1 protein-coding gene and 2 rRNA genes (1 of these 3 cut by a window edge) are annotated in these 2,500 nt (G+C 47.7%); all 3 read right to left on the reverse strand.

The annotated features are described in order from the left end of the window. Positions 1-70: 70 nt before the first annotated feature. The gene (locus tag AZE41_RS00005) at positions 71-550 is read right to left on the reverse strand and encodes a glutathione peroxidase (RefSeq protein WP_067204054.1); all 480 of its coding nucleotides are present in this window, start codon (positions 548-550) and stop codon (positions 71-73) included. A gap of 304 nt (positions 551-854) precedes the next feature. Then, positions 855-970 (reverse strand): 5S ribosomal RNA (gene rrf, locus AZE41_RS00010). 80 nt (positions 971-1,050) lie between these two features. Beyond that, positions 1,051-2,500 (reverse strand): 23S ribosomal RNA (locus AZE41_RS00015); it runs 1,481 nt beyond the window's last position.

Here is a 2,500-nt window from a genome sequence, read left to right on the forward strand (position 1 = left end):
TTATTAAAAGGTTATCAGCGGCTACAATACCTGTCAAGTCAGTGATAACAAGTAAAAGTATTCCTATTATTCACTGAATAATATCGTTAATGGCATTACTCATTTTAAGTGGTGATGTTTGGGGTGCGAACCGTTCTACAACATTCCCCTCACGGTCAATCAAAAACTTCGTAAAGTTCCACTTGATACCCTCTGTAAGCATCCCTTTCTTTTGGGAAGTAAGATATGTGAAAAGTGGTTCGGCTTGGCTGCCCTTGACATCGACTTTTGCAAACATCGGAAAAGTTACGCCGAAATTGATTTCACAAAACTCCATTGTCTTTTCGATGTCATCGAATTCCTGGTTATTGAAATTATCCGATGGAAAACCAAGTACGACAAGACCTTGCTCTTTATGTTCTTCATATAGTTCCTGCAATTCTTTGAACTGGCTAGTAAAGCCACACTTACTTGCTGTATTTACGATAATCAAAGGCTTTCCTTTATAGTCTTCCATTGATTGAATTTCACCGTTTATTTTTTTGACTGAGAATTCATAGACTGTACTCATAGGATTAGCTCCTTTAACTTTAGTTGTCTACAAACAATAGGCTTTATCGAAGATAATTACAAGGATTCGGGATTGAAAGATGGCGTGTGTTGTTTCAGTTTGACCAGTCATAACGCATCACAGGCCTATTATATAATCGAATTGATTACAGCTAGATTCATTTTTAAATGATAGACATACGTTTCTCTTTTTAATTTCTAATTTCCACTTCATACTCCTACTTACCGCCAAACACGATCTCAAATTGTCATTAAAAATAAACACAAAAAAAGCCACTACCTATAAGGTAATGGCCTTTCAATGAGACCGGCGACGTCCTACTCTCGCAGGGGGAAACCCCCAACTACCATCGGCGCTGAAGAGCTTAACTTCCGTGTTCGGGATGGGAACGGGTGTGACCTCTTCGCAATCGTCACCAGACTCTTTGAGCTTGTTCGCTCAAAACTGAATAAAACAGACATTGTGCTACACGAATCAGGGTAATCAAGCCCTTTTCCAAATTGGTTAAGTCCTCGATCGATTAGTATCCGTCAGCTCCACACGTCGCCGTGCTTCCACCCCAGACCTATCAACCTCATCTTCTTTGAGGGATCTTACTTACTTGCGTAATGGGAAATCTCATCTCGAGGGGGGCTTCATGCTTAGATGCTTTCAGCATTTATCCCGTCCATACATAGCTACCCAGCGATGCCTTTGGCAAGACAACTGGTACACCAGAGGTATGTCCATCCCGGTCCTCTCGTACTAAGGACAGCTCCTCTCAAATTTCCTGCGCCCGCGACGGATAGGGACCGAACTGTCTCACGACGTTCTGAACCCAGCTCGCGTACCGCTTTAATGGGCGAACAGCCCAACCCTTGGGACCGACTACAGCCCCAGGATGCGATGAGCCGACATCGAGGTGCCAAACCTCCCCGTCGATGTGGACTCTTGGGGGAGATAAGCCTGTTATCCCCGGGGTAGCTTTTATCCGTTGAGCGATGGCCCTTCCATGCGGAACCACCGGATCACTAAGCCCGTCTTTCGACCCTGCTCGACTTGTAGGTCTCGCAGTCAAGCTCCCTTATGCCTTTGCACTCTACGAATGATGTCCAACCATTCTGAGGGAACCTTTGGGCGCCTCCGTTACTCTTTAGGAGGCGACCGCCCCAGTCAAACTGCCCGCCTGACACTGTCTCCTGCCCGATAAGGGGCATGGGTTAGAAGTCCAATACAGCCAGGGTAGTATCCCACCAACGCCTCATCCGAAGCTAGCGCTCCGGAATCCAAGGCTCCTACCTATCCTGTACAGGCTGCACCGGAATTCAATATCAGGTTACAGTAAAGCTCCACGGGGTCTTTCCGTCCTGTCGCGGGTAACCTGCATCTTCACAGGTATTATAATTTCACCGAGTCTCTCGTTGAGACAGTGCCCAGATCGTTACGCCTTTCGTGCGGGTCGGAACTTACCCGACAAGGAATTTCGCTACCTTAGGACCGTTATAGTTACGGCCGCCGTTTACTGGGGCTTCAATTCGAAGCTTCGCTTGCGCTGACCTCTCCTCTTAACCTTCCAGCACCGGGCAGGCGTCAGCCCCTATACTTCACCTTGCGGTTTTGCAGAGACCTGTGTTTTTGCTAAACAGTCGCCTGGGCCTATTCACTGCGGCTCTCTCGGGCTTTAACACCCTACCAGAGCACCCCTTCTCCCGAAGTTACGGGGTCATTTTGCCGAGTTCCTTAACGAGAGTTCTCTCGATCACCTTAGGATTCTCTCCTCGCCTACCTGTGTCGGTTTGCGGTACAGGCACCTCCCGCCTCGCTAGAGGCTTTTCTTGGCAGCGTGAAATCAGGGACTCAGGGATAAATCCCCTTGCTGTAACAGCTCAATGTTATAGGAACGGGATTTGCCTCATTCCACACCTCACTGCTTAGACGCGCATAACCAACAGCGCGCTCACCCTATCCTAC

Origin of the sequence: Sporosarcina psychrophila (genome assembly GCF_001590685.1) — a bacterium.
Lineage (GTDB): Bacteria > Bacillota > Bacilli > Bacillales_A > Planococcaceae > Sporosarcina > Sporosarcina psychrophila.